A 19,032-nucleotide genomic window follows, 5' to 3' on the forward strand; every position below is an offset into this window, starting at 1 on the left:
CCGCGCCAGCCGTGCTCGCGATCACGTGGAGATCGCAGCGGTTACCCCGCAGCTCTGCGCCCAGTGGGATCACGTGTCAGGGTCGATACCGTTACCGACCACCATTACCCGTGGCGCGTCGTTTAGAGTGTGGCAGCCATGCTGCCGTGCCAGCCGTGCTCGCGATTCGGCGCGTGGCATACCGTTCCCCATCCTGGTCACAAGATTGCTGAATGTGCTCGTGCCGATCAGCGAGTCGGTCAGACATGCATGCGATCCCTGTGCGTAGACGGTTATGTTGCACGAGATTCGTGCCTACGCACCAGCGGCCACGATCAGCACCTGACGGCAGTGGCGAGGATGCCTCCACGCAGGCTGGAAGCCTGCGCCACGGGGAGCGCTTGCAGCCCGGCCTGACGCAGCGTGACATGTGGGTAATGCATAGCTCATGGCTCCTGAGCCTGTTCATTGGCTGGTGCTGTCCAGATTGGCAGCGTAAACGAGAAGCTGCTGCCACTCCCCTCAACACTCTTTACCCAGATTCGACCACCGTGGAGTTCGACCAGCAAACGAGAGATATACAATCCCAAACCAACCCCACTCTTCTGGCGGGTATTGCTGTTATCAACGCGCTGAAACCGCTCAAACAATCTGGCCTGATCTTCAGGTTTGATACCGATTCCTTCATCGCGCACCACAATTAACATCCACTGACCGGGCGGATGCGTCGCCGGCAAGTCGTCTGCGTTGGCTCTGCGCACGGTAAGCTGAATTTCACTTCCTTCCGGGCTATACTTGATGGCGTTGCTCAGCAGATTGAAGATAATCTGTTTGACCTTGTCACGGTCGGCAAAGACAGGTGGTAACGGCGTTCGGGCATCGATCAAGAGTTTGTGATGGATCAATTGAGTATGCAACTGGAGGGTCAGCTCTTCAATCACCTGCCACAGACCAACTGCCCAGCGGTTCAGCTTTACGACACCGGCCTCCAGCCGTGACACATCCAGCAAATCTTTGACCATCTTAAACAATCGCTCTGCCTCGTTAGAGACCGTCTGTAAAAACTCGCGCTGGCTCTCGTAGCTGAGGTCTTGCCGGTTTAGTAGAATCTCGGTATAACCGAGAATTGAGGTCAATGGTGTGCGCAGTTCGTGTGACACAATGCCGATAAACTCATCTTTGAGCCGGTCAGACTCGCGCTCGCGTGTACGATCACTGACCACCCACAATCGTCCAGTAAGCTGTTGCTGACTATCGCGGGTTGGTACTGAGAGCACGTGTAATTCCTGGTATGGGTTGCGGAGCTGGAGGCTTGTTTCAAACGTCTGATCAGGGGTGCGCTGACCGAGATCGCAAAATTCGCTGAGCCGGAATGGATCGTTGAGTCGCGTCAGCAAGTGCTCAACCAGATCAATCCCAACGTAGAACGACGGCCGTTGTGGCTGGGCATCCAAACGCCAGACCTGATTCCAGGCCGGATTGGCCCGGATAACTCGTCCATTCAAATCGAGGAGCGCCAACCCTATCGGGAGACTGCTGAAGACCTGACCAAGATGGTACGATGTTTCGTAAGCGGCCTGATAAGACATCGCACGGGCCAGCGGATGGGCAGCACGTTCACAGAGAGTGGTAATAAACGCCAGAACCTCTTCAGTAAAGGTCATTGACCGGCGACTATGCAGAATGAGCACCGCCAATACCCGATTATCGGAAATGATCGGTGCTGCTAGCTCGGCAAGAAATGGCATCGCGTTCGGCAATCCCGGCTCACCGCCTGCATCACGCACCAGCAAAGGTCGCCGCATTTGGACAGCCTGACCGGCCAGACCTCTCTCCCAACTCCACCGCTGCCGCGGTAGTGTGGGAAGTGCGCGCCTGGAATGCTCAGCTTCGTACCCTTCATACAGGTGCAGCACCAGTTCGCATTTGTCATAATCAACCAGTGCAACAGCTCCTGCTTCGGCACTGCTCCCCTCCAATGCCCGGCGCAAGATGACTCCGATCAGTTCGTGCAAGTCTATGGTACGGTCGAGTTGTTCATTCAGAGCGATCATCTTTTGGCGTAGTGAAGGGGTGAGTGTCAGACCAATAGGGGTTTCACCGGCAAAGCGTGGTGTCGGTAATTGAGATAGGCGAGCGCCTTCTTGAGCAATAGCCGCCGCCAGCAGCGGCTTTAGCGACTCGATCAGTTCGCTAATGCGGCCAGCAAATCGTCGCAGATCGTCGTTGCGTAGTTCGAGAACCCCCCACAATCTGCCGCCCCAAAAGATCGGTGCTCCCAGATAACCGGCAGGGATCACGGGCAAGTTTTTATCTGGCTGACCGGCACTACCGAGCGCAATCGTCTTGATAACCGTCTTCCCACCAAGTGCTACCGAACGAGTCAGGGTATCGTCCCACGGATAAGCCCACGACTCCGGCGAAAAAATCTGCTGGCGATGCGCACCGGGTCGTGCGGATTGTAACCAGCAGGTCAGGCGTGCATCCCGGTAGCGGATTGCGAGACGCAAAAGCCCGAAGAGCCGATGGATACGTTGTACCAGCGGCAATTCCTCCTGCAATAAACGGGAAGCCGCACTCAGCACACTCAAGTAGCCGGTTGTGATGTCTTCTGGTTCGTGTGTCATTGTCGTGTATTGTAGCTAACCGTGAGTAGCTGTCAATTATCTCGTAATAACTCTGTGCTATGATATGCTACATCCATCGGTATTACGGTGGAACACAAGGAGCAAACTATGTTTACGGCAATCGATCATATCGGGTTGGTAGTAGCCGATCTCGACGCTGCCATCGATTTTTATCGCACTGCATACGATGTGACCGAATGGGAGCGGATTGAACTCCCTGAACGCCATGCACTGATCGGTGTTGCTCGTTTTGGTGATGTCTTGATCGAATTAATTGCCCCAACCAGCGATCAGGCCAGCTTTGCCCGCTTCTTGCGCGAAAAAGGGCCGGGTATGCATCATATTGCCTATCGGGTTGATGATATTTATGCAGCGTTAGCCACATTGCAGGCGCGTGGTTTACCATTGATTGACCGTGAACCTCGTCCTGGTATCCACGACACACTGGTTGCGTTTGTCCATCCGAAAGCCGGCGGACAGGGTGTATTGGTTGAGCTGGTGCAGCATCGTTCCCCACATCACGGGTAAGTCAACAAGCACGTCTGGAGCAGCATGTATGACATGGAATGACGAAGAACATCGTCGCTTACTGGTAAGCACGAGTATCGGGTATACGGCGTACACTGCCTGGGCACGGCAGGCCCGGCGTGAACGACTGTTTAACATTGCCCGTTTGCTTGATGCCTCAGCAGCGGTTAAACGGGTTCGTGCCGAGCAGGCGTTGCGGCGTCTGGGTGAAGTCGCGAAGACGACAACCAACATTGAGCGGGCACTTGCCGGTCTCGAACCAGAAGCCGTTGTCACCGGCCCTGTCACCGGTACCAGCGCATTTCAACCTGAGTTACTGGAGCGCGCAGCACGAGCACTGGCCGCGGGACGCGATCTGATCTACACCGAGTTAGGTGATCTCTTTGTGTGCAGTACGTGTGGTCAGTTGATGGAAGGTGATCCATCTCCATTCTGCTCCATCTGTGGCACGGTGCGTGAGGGGTTTCTGGATTTTCGGATTGTCGATTGTATGGGGACATTAGGCTCCACTACGATTGTGCGTCGCCTCGAACAGGGACTCCGCACTGTGCAGAATCTGGTCACCGATCTGACCGAAGAACAGCTCTCAACCCCGGTGAATGGCTTTCCGGCCTGCAAAGACCTGATCGGCCACCTGACCGACATGGACATCGTCTTTCGCGAGCGGGCGTGGATGATTCTTGAGACGAACCAGCCCAGGCTGCCCTCAGCCCATCCGCCAACCTTGCAGCACGCCGTGAAGTATCGCACGGTACCGATTGCTGATCTCCTCGAACAGTACACCTCAAGCCGACAACAGACACTCAACCTGCTTCGCGGTTTGACCCAGGCTGCCTGGCAGCGCATCGGCTACCACGAGATATTCGGCCCTGTCCCCCTGCTGCATCAAGGAAACTGGGTGGTCACGCACGAACAGGGGCATCTGATTGAACTGGCGCAAATGCGGCACAATTTGTTGCATGGCGGCAATCAGGTGATCGAGATTGCGCAGGAAGTGCTACATCCATAGCCGGCACCGGCAATTGTCAGAAATAGTAACGGGGCGACCTTCCAGTCGCCCCGTCATGCATGAGAGTGTTTCAGTTGCGCTTACGTTAAATCTAACCCACTCAGACTATCGTAGAGCACATCAAGATTTTCCAGCGCCAGCCCGGTACCAATGGCAACGCACGAAGCCGGCTGATCGGCGACATAGCAGGGCACACCGGTGACATCGGTCAGGAGATCGTTAATGCGTCGCAGCATCGATCCACCGCCGGTCATCACCATGCCCTTATCGATAATGTCCGAGCTTAATTCAGGTGGGGTTTCGACCAGTACTGCTCGCACAGCATTGATAATAGCTTCCAACGGTTCCTGAATCGCCTCAGTAATCTCGTTGCTATCAACCTGGATTGTGCGCGGCAAACCGGTGACCTGATCACGGCCACGTACCTGCGTCACGAGCGGCTTATCAAGTGGCAGCGCCGAGCCTATTTCAATTTTAACCGCTTCGGCGGTCCGCTCACCGATCAAAAGGTTGTATTTGCGCTTGATATACGTAGCAATCGCTTCATCGAACCGGTTGCCACCGACCCGCACCGAGGTGCTCACCACAATATCATTCAGTGAAATCACTGCCACTTCGGTGGTACCACCGCCGATGTCAATCACCAGGTTGCCTGACGGCTGGGCGATGGGAATATTAGCGCCAATGGCGGCGGCCAGTGGTTCGCGGATGAGATAGGCTTTGCCGGCACCTGCTTCGAGGGCGGCATAGCGTACTGCTCGCATCTCGACGCTAGTCACACCGGCGGGAATACATATCATCACTTCAGGCCGTGAAAAGCGAAACCGGCCTGCGGCGCGGCCAATGAAGTGACGTAACATCTCTTCAGTAACGACATAATCGGCGATCACGCCGTTGCGCATCGGACGAACTACTTCGATACTCTCCGGCTCACGGCCCAACATCGCCATTGCTTCTGCGCCAACGGCGCGAACCCGACCATCGCGGGTGCTCAGTGCAACCACCGATGGTTCCGAGAGAACGATCCCTTTACCTTTGACATACACTAAGACATTGGCAGTACCAAGATCAATCCCGATTTTGCGGGCCATACGTAATATTCCTGCTGTGATGTGTTTGGTTACGGACGCTACACCCTGACAGAATTAAGGTAGCGTGTATAATCGCGCCGTATTATAGCAAATTTACGTCAGTTTGTGTTAAGCATATGGGTGATGAAAAGCCCGCTGGGGGCGGGAACTAGCGGTACCGGATGACTCTAGCTGTCGCAAGCTGGTTCCAGCTTGCGATACGCCGTTGGATGAAGGCACTACGGTGTGTTGCAGGTGGTGAGAGAGCAGCGCACCGGAGGCGTATGCTCCTAGCGCTCCCAGGCGATGTGACGTTGACCCAGTGGTAAGCACGCCGGATGCGTGCGCTCCCAGCACTCCCAGGCGATGCCAGACGGTGACCGTCCGTATGGATAGCAAGCATTGATATTGGGGCTGACTCCAGCAGTGCGTTGCGACACACCCCCCTCACCCGCCCCCGCGTGGCTATGCATTACCCACATGTCACGCTGCGTTAGGTCGGGCTGCAAGCACTCCCCGTGACGCGGGCTGGAAGCCCGCGTGGAGGCATAATCGCCACCGCTGTCAGGTGCTGGCCGTGGCCGATGGTGCGCAGGCACGAACCTCGTACAACTAAACGTCTACGCGCAGGTAGCGCATGCATGCCGGACCGACTCGATGATCGGTATGAGCACATCCAGCACCCCCGTGACTAGGATGGGTAACGATGTACCATGCGCCGGATCGTGAGCACGGCTGGCGCAGCAGCATGGCTGCCGCACTCCAAACCGCACGCCGCGCGCATGACGAGCGGGGAAGGCAATTCATCCAGCACTTGTTGTCACGGCTGGCACGGTGCACTGTCACTGGGCCAGTCGCCCACAACAGCACCTATAGCTATCATACCCGCTGATACGCACGTGGTTGACACCAGTTGTGGGAATGCATAGCCCGCTGGGGGCGGGAACTAGCGGTACCGGATGATTACCGCTGTCGCAAGCTGGTTCCAGCTTGCGATACGCCGTTGGATGAAGGCCCTACGGTGTGTTGCAGGTGGTGAGGCGCGCCGGAGGCGTGCGCTTCCAGCGCTCCCAGGATATGCCAGACGGTGACCGGCAGTCATGCTACGACACCAGTTTGATATAAACCTGGCTTCCGCACACCAAATCTGTGATACGGGCACTTCTAACCGGGAACGGTATCCACTTCGGTGTGGTGTCTGCGAATTACTCCTGCTCAGTCGTACAACAAAACCCCCTTCCTGAAGATTGGGAAGGGGTCACCAGACCGGAAAAGCGTGGTAGATACCTGCTACGACTGTCGCCGCTTGATTTTATGGAGCTGTGCAACCCGCAGGCGCACCATCTCTTTGCGCAACTTTGCTTCGGCCAGCGCCATATCGCGTTCGCTCTGAGCTTCGCGCCGGCGGGCTTCAGCTTCTGCCCGCGCCTGTTCAGCTCGTGCTTCATCAATCTCGTCGGCCCGCTCGACCGTATCGGCCAGTATGGTAACCCGATGGGGAAGTACCTCCATAAAGCCGCCGGATACAGCAAACGGTGTGCGCTCGCCATTCTTAATGATGTCTAGCTCGCCTGGTTCGAGAATCGTCATGAGCGGAGCGTGGCGCGGCAGAATACCAACGCGGCCATCTTTCGTTGGTGCACTAATCATATCAACGTCATCCGAAAGGATGACGCGCTCGGCGGTGACAATCTCCAGATGGATGGGCATAGACTGCTCCTTCTGCCTGCCGTAGATACAAACCGGCGACAATGCACGCTGGCCGTCGCCGGTTTAATCCTACTTCTGGCTGGCCTCGTAGGCGGCCAGTACGTCATCGAAATCGCCCTGCATGTAGAAGAACGACTCAGGAATGTGATCGCCTTCACCATTCAGGAGGCGGGCAAAACTCTCGACCGTCTTTTTCACCGGCACATACTTGCCAGGGCGACCGGTAAACTGCTGAGCTACCGTAAACGGTTGTGAGAAGAACAGCTCGATCTTGCGGGCGCGCTGCACCGTCAGCTTGTCTTCGTCACTCAGCTCTTCCATACCGAGAATGGCAATGATGTCCTTGAGGTCTTTGTAGCGCTGTAAAACACGCTTCACCTCTTGGGCCACCCGGTAATGCTCCTCGCCGACGATGTTGGGATCGAGAATCCGTGACGTTGAAGCCAACGGATCGACCGCCGGGAAGATTGCTCGCTCGGCAATGCTGCGTTCGAGCGAGATCGTTGCGTCAAGGTGGCTAAACACCGTTGCTGGTGCCGGGTCTGTGTAGTCGTCAGCCGGCACGTATACCGCCTGCATCGAGGTGATCGAACCACGCTTGGTCGACGTAATCCGCTCTTGCAATTCACCCATTTCGGTGCCCAGCGTTGGCTGATAACCTACCTGGGACGGCATACGACCGAGGAGGGATGAAACCTCTGAACCGGCCTGCACGAAGCGGAAGATATTGTCAATAAAGAGCAGAATATCGCGACCCTCATCGCGGAAGTACTCGGCCATGGTCAAGGCAGTCAGACCGACCCGCAAGCGAGCACCCGGTGGTTCATTCATCTGACCGAACACCATCACCGTCTTGTCGAACACGGTGGTATTTTCGTCGATCCGGGCTTCCTTCATTTCGTGGATGAGGTCATTTCCCTCGCGGGATCGCTCACCTACGCCGGCGAAGACTGAGAACCCCGACTGCTCTTTAGCGATATTGGCAATCAACTCCTGGATCACCACCGTCTTACCCACACCGGCACCACCGAAGATGGCGGTCTTGCCACCACGGGTAAACGGCGCAATCAGGTCGATCACCTTAATCCCGGTTTCAAAAATCTGAGCCTGGGTATTCTGCTCTTCAAAGCTGGGCGGATCACGGTGAATTGGGCGGCGCTCAACCTCTGGGCCGATAGGTTCCATACCATCGATTGGGTCTCCCAACACATTGAACACGCGCCCAAGTGTAGCCGGGCCGACCGGCACCGCGATAGGCCGACCGGTATCAATGACCTCAAGACCACGGCGCAGACCATCGGTCGAACCCATTGCAACCGCTTTTACCACGCCATTTCCAAGCTGCTGTTGCACTTCGCAGACGAGACGGTCGCCATTCCCCAATGGAATTTCGATTGCATTATAGATTTCCGGTACTTCGTCTTCCGGGAATTTGGCCCGGATGACCACACCGATAATCTCTTGAATAACCCCCTTGGCCGGCATCGGCTCCTCCTCTTGTCATTAACTGGTGAGAGCAGCGGCGCCCGAAGCGATTTCGCTGACCTCTTTAGTAATGGCTGCCTGCCGCGCTTTGTTAAACGACAGCGTTAAATCGCGGACCAGATCTTTGGCATTATTCGTTGCATTACGCATAGCAACCATTCGTGCACTATGTTCGCTGGCAATGCTTTCAAGAACTGCCTGATAAATCTGAGTTTCGACATAACGCGGCAGAATACTATTGAGAACTTCTTCTTCTCCCGGCTCGTAGGTATAATCAACATTCGTCGTGGTCGAGATGTCAGGACTCTCTACCGGTAACAATTGCTTGATAGCCGGACGTTGCACCAACGTATTAATGAACTCACTATAAATAATGTAGAGTTCATCATACTTGCCCGACTGAAACCCATTAATGGCGCTAATTGCGACACCCAGGATCGCTTCGAGCTTTGGTGCATCGCCGAGACGGGTTGCTTCACCTGCCGGGGCAAAACCGGTTCGTAAGAAGAAATCGCGCCCCTTACGACCGAACGTATACACATCAACGGTGCGTCCCATAGCGCGTTGCTCGGTGATAAAGCGACCGGCACGACGTAGCACGTTCGCCACCAGGCTCCCGCAAAGCCCACGATCAGGCGTTACAACCAGCAGCGCAACACTTTTCACCGTCTCGCGCTTTTCAAGCAACGTACCGCGACGTGCCGCTCCCACGACTCGAGCAGTAAGATTGGCCATTACCTCCCGCATCCGGTCGGCATATGGCCGGGTAGCTAACACATTCCGTTGGGCGCGCCGCATCTTCGATGCCGACACCATCTCCATCGCTCGCGTAATCTGAGCGACATTCTTAACGGAGCGGATGCGGCGCTTAATCTCGCGACTACTCGGCATATCGAACCCTTTGCAGTCTGGCTACCGGCGAGCGCTTGGCAGGTACGCTCGCCGGTAGCCTTCTGCTAGCTATAGTTGCTAGTTGCCTTAAATTCCTTGATTGCTGCTTCCAGCGCCTCTTTCACCTCAGGCGACGGGAACTTGCGATCAAGGCGATTGTCGTAGATTAGCTTCCGCACCTCGGGGTGAGCGGTGCGCAAGAAGGCCAGAAAGTCATCGCGCCACTTAGTGATCAACGGCACCGGTACATCATCGAGATAGTTGTTGGTTGCTGCGTACAGCACGGCTACCTGATCTTCGACCGGAAGCGGTTGATACTGTGGTTGCTTCAGCAATTCTTGCAGACGCTGACCGCGCTCGATTTGCGCTTTGGTCGTCGCATCGAGATCGCTGGCAAACTGGGCGAATGCAGCCAGGTCACGGAACTGTGCCAGCTCACCTTTCAGCTTACCGGCAACTGCCCGCATTGCCCGGGTCTGTGCAGCACCACCGACACGCGACACCGAGATACCGACGTTGAGCGCTGGGCGTTGACCAGCATTAAACAGGTCGGACTCCAGATAAATCTGGCCGTCGGTGATCGAGATGACGTTCGTCGGAATGTAGGCCGACACGTCGTTTGCCTGCGTCTCGATGACCGGCAATGCGGTTAGCGACCCACCGCCGTACTCTTCGTTCAGACGAGCGGCGCGTTCAAGCAGACGAGAGTGCAGGTAGAAGACATCACCGGGATAGGCTTCGCGGCCGGGTGGGCGGCGGAGCAAGAGTGACACCTGGCGATAGGCAACAGCGTGCTTGCTCAGGTCGTCGTAGACGATCAGGGCATCCTTAACCAGTTGCCCATTGAGCATAACGCCGTTTTCCATAATCTCTTCGCCCATCGCACAACCGGCGTAGGGGGCAATGTACTGCAACGCAGCGCTCTCGGAGGCGGTTGCCGACACGACGATGGTGTACTCCATCGCGCCAAATCGTTCGAGCGTTCCGACCACCTGGGCGACTTGTGCTCGACGCTGACCAATGGCAACGTAGATACACACCATCCCCTGGCCCTTCTGGTTGAGGATGGTATCAATCGCCACCGCCGTCTTACCGGTCTGGCGGTCACCAATAATCAGCTCACGCTGACCGCGCCCGATCGGAATCAGTGCGTCAATGGCAATGATACCGGTTTGCACCGGCGTATCAACCGACTTACGGGTAATCACACCGGGGGCAATGCGCTCGATGGGGCGGGTCTTCTCGTAAACGATTGGCCCCTTACCATCGATTGGTTGCCCAAGTGGATTCACCACTCGTCCCAACAACCCCTGCCCAACCGGCACCGAAATCACTCGGCCGGTTGAGGTAACCATATCCCCTTCCTCAATTGTCTCATCGTCACCAAGAATAATTGCGGCGACGCTATCCTGTTCGAGGTTCAGGGCAATACCGTAAATCGACTCATTGCGACCGGCTTTCGGGGGAAATTCAACAATTTCGGAGGCGACGACCTGATCAAGGCCGGACAGCCGCGCGACGCCGTCTCCGACGGCAATCACCGTACCGACATTGACCTGGCGCGGCTGAAGGTCGACGCCGCTTGTGATCCCCTGCTTCAGCCGGGCGATCAATTCCTCAGTAATCGTCGTCATGCTCTACTCCGTCGCGCTGGTAGCCGGCGATACCGGGCCCAGCGAGCTGGACTCTAACTTGCCTGTAACACACGCTGAATGGCGCTCAGGCGGGCACGCAGGCTATTATCAAGCACCTGATCGCCAACCCGAATAATCAAACCACCAATCAACGTTGGATCTACATGATATGTGACATGAACATCGCCGTAGCGCTGCTGCAATTCGCGGGCAATCCGCTCTTTCTGCTCGGCGCTCAGCTCAATCGCGCTGGTGACACTGGCATCAACTGCGCGGCTACCGGTTTCAAGATACCCCGGCAGAGCAGCGGCCACCGCATTAAGTTCACCGGTCAGCCCCTCTTTAGCCATAGTGAGCAAGAAATTGCGCACCTGTGGCAGCAGGTCGGCCGGCAAGACGGCGGCTGCCTCGCTGGCTGAAAGACCGGCGATTCGTGGAGCAGCAGCACGTATCTGTTCAGCAGCCGTTGTCAAGAGCGCCTCTACCAGCGGAGCAGCCAGCGCCCGTGCATCAATGGTCGTTGCCATACTCTCGTTTCCTCACGCAAACCAGGCATCTGCCAGTCTGCGACGTTAGTTGCGGCGATCCAGTGCTGCCAGCGACTCGGCAATCAGTGCATCGTGGCCACGCGCTTGCAGCTCTGCACCGAGCACACGGCTGGCGGTCAAAGTGACCAGATCGGCGATCTGGCTCTTGGCCTCGCTCAACATTCGAATGCGCTCCTGCTCGGCCTGGGCACGAGCCTCTTCCTTCAGACGCTCAGCCTCGCGACGCGCCTGGGCAATGATCTCAGCCTCCTGCTGCTTGGCGCGCTCCTGCGCCTGGGCCACGATTTTAGCGGCCTCCTGGCGCGCTCGAGCAATTTCTGCCTCGTAGTCACGCTTGGTATTTGCCAATTGTTCGCGCACCTTCTCGGCATCCCGCACACTCTCTTCAATCCGCCGGGTGCGCTCATTCAGCAGGTTCATCACCGGCCGGTATAGTAGCGTGCGCAGAATGAAGATGAGCAACAGGAAGTTAATCAGTTGCGCAATAAACAGGGTCGGATTTATACCTAATGCTTCCACCCTTCAAACCTCCTGTAACGAGCAATCGCTTACTGCAACACGCCGAAACCAATCAAGAATGCAATCACCAAACCGAAGATTGCCAGTGCTTCAGTAAAGGCGATACCAATGAACATGTACGTTACGACACGGTTTTCGATCTCAGGATTGCGGCCAATCGCCTGCACCGCACCCGACACAATGATACCGATGCCGACACCTGGCCCAATTGCGCCCAAACCCACAGCGAGCGCGGTAGCGACGAGATTCAGACCATCCATGATTGAGATGCCTCCTTAAAAGCAGATTCTGCGACGAACCCAATATCAAACATTCTAGCGGATGACTCCGCCCGAACTCATCAATGTGCGTGCTCCTCATCGTGGCCGGTGACGGCAATGTTCAGGAACGCATAGGTCAACAGAGCAAAGATCAGCGCCTGGATGAAGCCAACGAACACTTCAAAGCCGTAGAAGGGCAGCGGTAACAGGAGTGGCACCAGGAATGCCATCACGACCAGCAACACTTCACCGGCAAAGATATTGCCGAAAAGACGGAAGGCCAACGCGAAGGGCTTGACTAGCTCTGAGATAAACTCAATGATCCCGACAAACGACATGATACCGTTTGTGTTGAAGAACTTCTTCAAATACCCTGGGCCAAGCGCCCGGAAGCCCCAGTACTCGATGAAGACGAACGAGATAACAGCAATTGCGAAGGTAAAATTGAGATCGGCTGCCGGCGCCCGGAAGAGCGGAACCAGCTTCTTGCCCTGGGCAGCACAGGTGTCGTGAATCTCCTCACCCTCGGCGGCCACAACACTACTCAGTGGAGCAGCCGGTGCTGCCAGCGCCAGACGCTCATCGACAACGGCATGCTCTTCTTTCTTCTCGTGGCACACGCCAATTGAGCCTACCCCCGGCAGCAAACCAAACCAGTTGCCGAAGAGCACGAAGAGGAAGATCGTTGCTACCAGCGGAAAAGCAGTGGCAACATATTTGGCGTTAATGTTACGGAAGAGATTGTAGAGTGACTCGAGGATGAACTCCATGACGTTTTGCAACCCGCGTGGCACCATTTGCAAGTTGCGGGTAGCAGCCACAGCCAGAGCTATCACGAAGATGTCAATAATAATCGAAACAACGAATGAATTGGTGATTGGAAAGCCGGGAATACCGTCGAAAATGACCTCAGCGGCGACTTCTACGTGCGGTGGGCCGGTGTAGAGGAAGAAGCGACTGGCGATCGAAATGATGAGCGCTCCTACAATAATGAGAATGTTTCGAGTCCGCGTTGACAACGCCTACCTCCTGCTCGACAACGTCGGAACTACGCAGCGCCCGGGTATTGCTCTTTGTGCGCTGCTGCCCGATGTACGAACAACAACTTCTTTGTTCGATCTTTCACAATCAGTATAACACACCTCGCAAAATTTCGCAACTTGCCTGCCCCATTGATGGCCGGTTCACTTGCAGTTCTACGAGGCCGACGCGAGTATACCATAGCTACGCGGGATGGGCAACTGATGTTATGGCAGGGTGCAGTGGTGGCGTTCTCCCCTTCCTGTGGGTTGCGGTCTTTCATTCGTTTGGCCAGGCGGGTTGGTGTGTCGGTGGTTGTAAAATCCTTCACCTCAAGGTATTGAGGTTGCCGGGTGGCTGTTCTCAGGCTTGATCACGTTCCCAACGGTGTGAGTAAGACGACAAGGGCGTTGTATCAAATCTTGCGTGATTGTGCATTACTGCCTGCCATTGGATATGCGGTGATCGGTGACTGTCCTTATCCCTTGGATAGTCAGGTGAAATCCCTTGGATAGTCAGGTGAACAGTATAGGTACCGTCCGTAGGGACGGGTTGAGAACCTGCCCCTACGGAACCCGCCTCTATCATCACCGGCACCAGCACGCTGTGGGGCAGGCTGCCGGCCTGCGTTCAGCCATCCCCATCATTAGGGCACGTACCGGCACGGGAGTCCGCTGCAATCCGCGTCGGATCGTGAATACGGCTGGCGCGGCAGCATGGCTGCCGCACTCCACACCGTGCGACACATGTGTGACGAACGGGTACGGCAATCCATCCAGCACGTGATAGCACGGCTTGAGCGGTGCACTGTCACCTGGTCAGTCGCCCAAAACAGCATACATGGCGATTATACCCGCTGATATACCCAAGGTTGACACCGGTTGTGGGTAATGCATAGCGCATCGCGGGAGGGGGAGGACAGAGGTTTGATTCAGGTCTTCCTGATGACGTAGACGCTATGTTAGTTTGTATTTTCTGTCCACCCCTAGATGTAACAATCCATGGGGATCAGCGGTACGATCCGACCGAACGTGGCGATGCTGTCAGCAGTAGCGTCATTTACATCTGGCGGTAGTCATCAGGTGGTATGTGGCAAACAAGGAAGTAGGGGTGGGTTTAGAACCCGCCCCTACTGAACCCGCCCCTACGGCAAACTGATGTCCGGTCAGCGCACATTGTGCGTGAGGCGTGTGTATCACTGCCTGACCACGAATATGCCGTGATCGGTGATTATCTGTTGCTGTAGTGACAGTCGGTGGGGATTACCGCCACGACCCGGATGGCCGCAAGGTGAGCGGATGAACGTGGCGATGCCGTCAGCGGTGGCGTCATTCACACCTGGCTGGTCATCACGCCGATAGAGCGTGCTATGTCAGGTTGTGGGGGGAGTGACTCAAGTGATGCAGCTGATGACAGATATGCGGATTACCCTGACACCCTGTACAAAGCAGGGGTCAGGGAAGGAACGTGTTTTAGCGGGCGAGTACGTCGCGCAATTCCCGGATGGCACGTTTGGCGTTGACCCACACGGCACCGATCTTCGAGCTGGCGACACGCTTGTTGAAAACCAACACGAGCAGAAATCGCTGAGCTACGTCGAAGCAGTAGAGATCGATATTTACCCCTTCGTGGATGTAGACGCTTGTTGCATCTTCTTCACGGAGCTGGCGGGCCACTTCACCGGTGGTTGAAAAGCCAGTTGAGAGGAGTGGTAAGACAACCATCAACGGCAGGTTGCCCTTGTCGCCAGTTTCAACCAGGATCATGCCTGCACGATCAGTTAACATAATACTTTGAGTGCCCAGGTCTTGCCCCAACTGGCTCATAACACCGCGGATAGCTGCGATATTCTGCTCGGTAACGATCAGGTTATGACCATCGCTGCGCCAGGTTGATGGCGGTGCAGGTGGTGGGGTTGAGGTTGAGCCTGGAGCAGATGAAGGGGCCGGCGATTGTGTGCGGCGTTCAGCGGCTGCACGTGAGCGAGCTGCCAACCCACCACGTGCCGATGCCGTTTCACGGGCCGCACGTTCAGCAGCTTCACGTTCGGCAGCTTCACGTTCGGCAGCTTCGCGAGCAGCTCTTTCAGCAGCTTCGCGTTCAGCCCGGGAAGGTAAAACAACTCGTGCCGGTGTAAATTGCCGCCGTGGCGATGAATCGGTAGGTGTTTCACCTAATGTTGAACGTACTGGTTCACTCTTTGCAGGTGGTGTCGTTGTGCTCTCTACCGGTTTAGCTACTCCACGTACCGCTTCGGTAGGCGCCGGGGCAGGTGCTGGAGTTGCCGGCAGCGACTCAGTTCGTGGTGTGTTAAGGGCTGTATGGATTGCGTGACGTACCAGGTCCAGACTCAACTCACCGGTGAGTACACTGCTAACGCCAACCGTTTGCGCACGTTCGCGGTCAGTGCTGCTCAGGTTGTTTCCCCAGAGGAGGACACGAGTGTTCGGGTCAAAATTTGGCACAATTTCAGCCAAATCAAGACCACTCATCTCGTCAAGATCAATCTCGCTCAATACCAGATCAGGTGGTTCGGTACTGATCGACCACAGGGCATCATTTGCCGATGTAAACATTTGTACTTCAGCGTCGCCGGCCAGCGCCTCTGGTAGGCCGCGGAGCGTTGGGTTAGCGCGGGCGACTACGACGATACGATACGTCATTGAATTCTCTCACACTATCGCTCAACGTAGAAACCATCTACTACTGTTCACTAGTATACTCGAAATAGCTACAACTTGAAGCAAATTTTAGAGGCAAGATTACCACTGTTTACGCGATCACCTCGACACAACTTCTGGGTAGCCAGATAGCTTCACCGCTGTCCAGCAACACTTCAACCGCTGCGGTACGTATACCGGCAGGGATGCGTTGTGGGAGAGCGGGCAGGCTACGCACGCGCCCGATGCGCCCAAGGTGATCGTGGTCGAGCAGTCGCACCGTGGCTCCGATCCGTAATGGTGGCCGTGGTGGTTCAAGTGATGCGTTGCTGCTCCGGGACATGGGGATGATGACTCGTGGTCGACGGTGTGGATGGCGAAGACTGGTACTACTCTCGATGTAGACTTCGCGCCGATCATTGCCGGCAAGTAATTCAAACAACGGTGTTGCCATCGGTGCACCGCCTATCCCTTCGGTCAACACAATTGTCAGTGGTGAGTCAGTCTGGGAAACCCATTGCCAGTTACGTAGACCAGGAAGAAAAGGCAGGTGTTTGATCCATTGGAAAAACTCACGCAGGACTTGTTCGCTGATACTGCCGATAATGATGCCACGAACCTGATTCTCAACTGCTTTGCGGAGTGCAGCAGCACTGATCCCGCTCCCGCCAATGATCACAGCATACATACTTTGCGCATCAATCATCGCCTCGGTGATTGGCTCGCCCGGATCAAGGGTGAGCAGGCGGGTGACACCGTAACAATCATTTCCCAGGCTGGCGATCCCGAAGATTTGGGCTGCCGGGGTTTCGATGACTACCCGTTGTTGATCGATGATTTCCATCACAATACCGCGAATGCCGGCAGTTACGGTGATTTGCTGTGGTTCTGGCTGAAGAATTGCATAACCGGTTGCAGGATCGACGGCGTAGAGGATGCCATTAACCGGGCTAAGGACACGGCGACTCAGCAGTCCGCGCCGGTGCGCCAGGACGGCACCGGCATTTACCGGCTGACCTATCGGTACGACGACGGCACGAGCAGCCTGATCGGGGGGTAACGCCAGCGCCTGAGCGAGGTTGATCATGTATGGAGGATTGTGCTTCTGACCACGAGCCACAATATCTTCAGGCTCGACGCGACTACCCTGTCTAACCAGGATCTCCCCCGGTTGGGGGAGTGTGCGATCAAGGCGAGCTACCGTGCTCTTGATAACCGGCGGTACACCATCGGGTACGTACAGCATAGTGTTTCCGTGTGTGGTGCAGGGGTGTTAACTCAGCGCAATTATACCATGTTCGCAGTGCGGACACGCAAGGTACAGTTTACTATCAGCGTTCATCTCGTGCGTTCACGAGTAGTGATCTGTCAGATGACGAGCCTTTTGCGCCTGGTGATGCATGCCTCGTTTCATTTGCAATGTTTGTGCAACGATTGCCCACCGGCTAATATCTGGACTACGTTACTGCAATTATCGATCACGGTTTTCACAGCATTGGTGAGATAACCTGATGTATGTCTCGTCAGTATATCTTGACCGGTACTCCGAGATCGGCCCATTCGTAAAGCCATTGGGCATCATCGATCCGCAAGTTAATACAACCGTGTGACATCCGCACACCGCTGCCGTGGGCGTTATGCCAGTAGGTTCCGTGGAGAGCCACTCCACCGACGACATACTGAACCCACGGCACATTGGGTACATACCAGCATTCACCACCGAGACAGCCGCTCATTGTTTGTTGAGGTAAGCGGTAATAAATAGTGAAATCGCCGGGTGGTGTATTAAAACCGTCACGCCCGGTGGCAACCGGTGCTGAAAAGACTAACAGGTTGTCCTCGTAGGCGAAGAGGTATTGGCGCGTCAGATCGACTTCAATGCGACGTGACCATAAGCTGGGACTCCAATCAACAGCACCAGCGAGACGGGCAACCGGTGCCGTGTTGATGCCGTGCAATTTGGCGATCTGAAGACCGAGATCATCGATTTGAACTTCCAAGAGGCTATCAAGATCGAGGCCGTAGATGACTTGCTGTTGACGGAAGAAAGGCGCGAGCGCTTCCGGTCGGTAGAGAAAACGGGCGCGCTCGAAGTATTGGACAAGCGTGCCGTTCTCGTCACGTTCTTCGCTGAGGGGAAAGCCGAAGACCGGCAAGCCGCCATGGCGCTCCCAGAATTCAAGGAATTCACCACGCAGAGTGTAGCCGGTTTCCGGGAAGAAGGCACCGATTGCGGTGTCGGTCGCGGGCGGAGGGATTGTGGGCTGGCGTGCCAGCCATTCGCGTCCGATCAGACCAAGCTGCACCTGCTGAGGTGTGCCGGCGTATTCGGGGTGGTACTCAAAACGGGCACGTTCAAAGTATTGGACAATCCGGCCATCAATGACCAGTTCTTCACTGATCGGCATGCCGAAGGTGTGAAGCTGACCATTAGCCCGCCAGAAATCGAGAAAGCCGACCCGGTTTGAGAGATGATGGCCGGTAGCTGGAAAGTAGACGGTGCGAACGACCGGTAGTTGTTTTGACCAGGTCGCTGATCCTGCCGTAGCCGGGTTGATCCAGTACAACCAGAGTAGCAGGCTACATCCGATCAAACCGGCCAGGATAAATTGAGTGGGTGATGCGTGGCGACCAATCCGCATAGGCAACTCTGAACAATGGCTCTCGTTGGTGGAAACACTGTCGTCTTTGAGTTTGTCATCCGTTCGAGAAGTAGTGTAATTCGGGCGAGATTGTGACTCGTCTCAATGTGCGGCTTTTCCCTGTGTTGACTTGTGTACTTATTCACTTCAGGCGATCACGCAGGTATTATATCAGGTTAGGATGGGTTATTTTCTTCAAAATTGCTTAAAACTTTTTTCAATATGGTTTTTATTTGTGATCAGCCGGGATGTGACGGTGTGAGGGCATAAGAACCTGTTTCAAAAAAACATCTACTAGGAAGGTATTACATTCATTGCCGACCGCTTCCATGATCGTGACGAGCACACCCGGCATTCGCGTGACCAGCCGGGTCAACGATCTGACACGTGCCAGATCGCGAGCACGGTTGGCGCGGCAGCATGGCTGTCGCACTCCAAACGTCGCGACAC

Annotated in this window: 15 protein-coding genes and 1 pseudogene; 3 read left to right on the top strand and 13 right to left on the bottom strand. The window is 55.6% G+C overall.

Features of this window, described 5'->3' with window-relative positions; all coding sequences use genetic code 11:
* A pseudogene (locus VAE55_RS14720) lies at positions 1-268 on the top strand (hypothetical protein); the annotation flags it as partial.
* A 157-nt stretch (positions 269-425) separates the two neighbouring features.
* On the opposite strand, the gene VAE55_RS14725 reads toward VAE55_RS14720, so the two are convergent.
* Positions 426-2,606 carry an ATP-binding protein gene (locus VAE55_RS14725; RefSeq protein ID WP_322816499.1) on the bottom strand — a complete coding sequence of 727 codons (2,181 nt, stop codon included), beginning with the start codon at positions 2,604-2,606 and terminating at the stop codon, positions 426-428.
* 108 nt (positions 2,607-2,714) lie between these two features.
* On the opposite strand from VAE55_RS14725, the gene VAE55_RS14730 reads away from it, so the two are divergent.
* Positions 2,715-3,134, top strand: coding sequence for a VOC family protein (locus VAE55_RS14730; protein ID WP_322816500.1), 420 nt, complete (start codon positions 2,715-2,717; stop codon positions 3,132-3,134).
* A 28-nt stretch (positions 3,135-3,162) separates the two neighbouring features.
* Complete coding sequence (locus tag VAE55_RS14735) at positions 3,163-4,143, top strand: DinB family protein (protein ID WP_322816501.1); 981 nt, start codon at positions 3,163-3,165, stop codon at positions 4,141-4,143.
* 80 nt (positions 4,144-4,223) lie between these two features.
* Here the strand turns inward: VAE55_RS14735 and VAE55_RS14740 are convergent, their stop codons facing one another.
* The 12 genes from VAE55_RS14740 to VAE55_RS14795 all read right to left on the bottom strand — a co-directional run bounded on the left by VAE55_RS14740 (position 4,224) and on the right by VAE55_RS14795 (position 18,582).
* The gene (locus VAE55_RS14740; RefSeq protein WP_322816502.1) at positions 4,224-5,234 is read right to left on the bottom strand and encodes a rod shape-determining protein; all 1,011 of its coding nucleotides are present in this window, start codon (positions 5,232-5,234) and stop codon (positions 4,224-4,226) included.
* A gap of 1,269 nt (positions 5,235-6,503) precedes the next feature.
* Positions 6,504-6,923 (bottom strand): F0F1 ATP synthase subunit epsilon, encoded by a 420-nt coding sequence (locus VAE55_RS14745; RefSeq protein ID WP_012258892.1) that lies wholly within the window; start codon positions 6,921-6,923, stop codon positions 6,504-6,506.
* Between the two features lie 69 nt (positions 6,924-6,992).
* Positions 6,993-8,408 (bottom strand): F0F1 ATP synthase subunit beta, encoded by a 1,416-nt coding sequence (atpD, locus tag VAE55_RS14750; RefSeq protein WP_322816503.1) that lies wholly within the window; start codon positions 8,406-8,408, stop codon positions 6,993-6,995.
* Between the two features lie 18 nt (positions 8,409-8,426).
* A complete protein-coding gene (locus tag VAE55_RS14755; RefSeq protein WP_012258894.1) occupies positions 8,427-9,299 on the bottom strand; it encodes a F0F1 ATP synthase subunit gamma in 873 nt (290 codons plus the stop codon).
* 65 nt (positions 9,300-9,364) lie between these two features.
* Entirely contained in the window at positions 9,365-10,933 is a 1,569-nt protein-coding gene (atpA, locus tag VAE55_RS14760) for a F0F1 ATP synthase subunit alpha (RefSeq protein ID WP_322816504.1), read from the bottom strand.
* 53 nt (positions 10,934-10,986) lie between these two features.
* Positions 10,987-11,460 carry an ATP synthase F1 subunit delta gene (atpH, locus tag VAE55_RS14765; protein ID WP_322816505.1) on the bottom strand — a complete coding sequence of 158 codons (474 nt, stop codon included), beginning with the start codon at positions 11,458-11,460 and terminating at the stop codon, positions 10,987-10,989.
* A 45-nt stretch (positions 11,461-11,505) separates the two neighbouring features.
* Complete coding sequence (locus VAE55_RS14770) at positions 11,506-12,000, bottom strand: F0F1 ATP synthase subunit B (RefSeq protein ID WP_322816506.1); 495 nt, start codon at positions 11,998-12,000, stop codon at positions 11,506-11,508.
* Between the two features lie 29 nt (positions 12,001-12,029).
* Entirely contained in the window at positions 12,030-12,260 is a 231-nt protein-coding gene (atpE, locus tag VAE55_RS14775; protein WP_322816507.1) for an ATP synthase F0 subunit C, read from the bottom strand.
* Positions 12,261-12,340: 80 nt separating this feature from the next.
* Complete coding sequence (gene atpB / locus VAE55_RS14780) at positions 12,341-13,279, bottom strand: F0F1 ATP synthase subunit A (RefSeq protein ID WP_322816508.1); 939 nt, start codon at positions 13,277-13,279, stop codon at positions 12,341-12,343.
* A 1,473-nt stretch (positions 13,280-14,752) separates the two neighbouring features.
* Entirely contained in the window at positions 14,753-15,943 is a 1,191-nt protein-coding gene (locus VAE55_RS14785; protein ID WP_322816509.1) for a response regulator, read from the bottom strand.
* Between the two features lie 109 nt (positions 15,944-16,052).
* A complete protein-coding gene (locus tag VAE55_RS14790; RefSeq protein ID WP_322816510.1) occupies positions 16,053-17,186 on the bottom strand; it encodes a hypothetical protein in 1,134 nt (377 codons plus the stop codon).
* 277 nt (positions 17,187-17,463) lie between these two features.
* The gene (locus VAE55_RS14795; protein WP_322816511.1) at positions 17,464-18,582 is read right to left on the bottom strand and encodes a L,D-transpeptidase; all 1,119 of its coding nucleotides are present in this window, start codon (positions 18,580-18,582) and stop codon (positions 17,464-17,466) included.
* Positions 18,583-19,032 lie beyond the last annotated feature (450 nt).

Origin of the sequence: Chloroflexus sp. (assembly GCF_034432675.1) — a bacterium.
Classification (GTDB): Bacteria; Chloroflexota; Chloroflexia; order Chloroflexales; family Chloroflexaceae; genus Chloroflexus.